Raw genomic sequence first — 1,606 nt, 5'->3', positions numbered from 1 at the left:
GGAGCGGCTGAACTCCGGTAGCTTGAGCCGCCCTGATCCCAATTTGACTCTAGACGATGTTGTGCTCGTGGCTGCCGAGCCAGCGCCTATGGAAGTGCGTGTGGAATGGCCCGACGGACGAGTGACCCAAGAGTGGGAAGCACCACCCGCTCAAATTACGCCGTTGACCCAGCGGCTCTTGGTGATCCTGAATCGAGAAGGAAAATCGTTGCTGGCCTTGAATGCCATGCGCCAGGCAGAACTCACCGAGGCGGCGATCGCTCAAACCATCGTGGCGCAGCGGGATGCTGATGCTGAACAGTTAATCTGGAGCTTTGCTAAGTGGAAAGGGTTGGCCGTAGCGCTTAACCCCATTGCCGTGTTGGATATTGCCGGAGGAGCGATCGCCGACCTAGCCATGATTCGTGCCTTAGCTCGCCTTTATGGGCTACCCATGACCCGCTATGAAGCCGGTAAGTTACTCAATGCCATCGTCTGGAGCGGTGGACGCTTAATGCTAGGGGAATTTGCCTCTAATGTACTGTTGGGTGCTGGCAAGAGCGGGGCGGCTATGGCTAGCCTATGGGATGGTGGTAGCAGTCTTGCGGCTTATGGTACGGCAGCGGCAGCCCAGGCAGCGATCGCTGGCTACGGTTCCTATCAAGTGGGCAAAGCCGCCCAAATTTATCTAGAACAGGGCTGTTCTTGGGGCCCCCAAGGAGCCAGCACGGTGCTGCAAGATATTCTGAGCCAGGTGGATGCGGATACCGTGATTGCCCGTCTCAAGTCGGATATTCAAGCGGCGACCCATGCTCAACCTTTACCGTCCTCGGAGCAGCCCTAGGGCAACCCTACTCCTACTAAGTCCGGATCATCGTTTTAGGATGAGAGCTACTCTACAGCGATCACCGTGCGGCTGATCTACCGAAGCCCTCAACCCCTATTCTGGAAGGCGAGGGGCGGACTCATCCACGGAGCAAAGGCTGAGGTTACCTTCACTGCCGGGTTGCCCATTAGAAACCCATCCCGTCAAGGGAGAAACGATCGCTACCCAGTTGCGGCCATCAACTTCGGTGATCGAGGCAGGAAATCCGCCAGGATCCAGTTGGGTGCCGTTGGCCACTCCCCCCACGATCTGCTCTGCTTCTCCTGGCCAAGCTCGTACATTCAGCCCACTGCTAATAGGTGAGTTAACCTGAAAGCAATCGACAGGCTCAATCTGAGTGGCGATCGCTGTCATCGTGATGGTGTGGACAAACGTTCCGGTCGTATCCTGACAGCCATACTCCACCAGTCCAGTGCCCAATTGTGGGACGAGGGTGCTGAGACGAAACCAATAGTCAATCGACGAGCTAGCCTCTCCCATGGCGGTTTGACAAGCCTGTTCAAATGCAGCAAAGCGCCGGAGTTCATGGTTGAAGAAACCGGAGTCAAAGCTGGTCTCAGCTTGGGGAGTTCGACGTTGCCATTCGCTCCAGCCTGTCTCTGGATCTGCGCGTAAGGGAGCAACCCATGTCCCGCCTACCCAAAGCAAGGTTGTGGACATGGAAACCCAGAGTCCCATACCTCGACGGATATGCTTCCCAGATAAAATGTTGCGGATGTTACCTAGCTCTTGAGGAAGGCT

2 protein-coding genes are annotated in these 1,606 nt (G+C 56.2%); one reads left to right on the top strand and one right to left on the bottom strand.

The annotated features are described in order from the left end of the window. The coding region (locus V6D20_06240; protein ID HEY9815385.1) for a YcjF family protein at nucleotides 1–823 on the top strand (823 nt) is incomplete at its 5' end. Between the two features lie 96 nt (nucleotides 824–919). On the opposite strand, the gene V6D20_06235 is transcribed toward V6D20_06240, so the two are convergent. Next, nucleotides 920–1,606: SH3 domain-containing protein (locus V6D20_06235; GenBank protein ID HEY9815384.1), on the bottom strand; the 687-nt coding region annotated here is incomplete at its 5' end.

The sequence above is a fragment of the Candidatus Obscuribacterales bacterium genome, assembly GCA_036703605.1.
Lineage (GTDB): Bacteria > Cyanobacteriota > Cyanobacteriia > RECH01 > RECH01 > RECH01.
The sequence above is the reverse complement of the archived record's forward strand: the minus strand, read 5'-3'. Positions and strand labels throughout refer to the sequence as shown.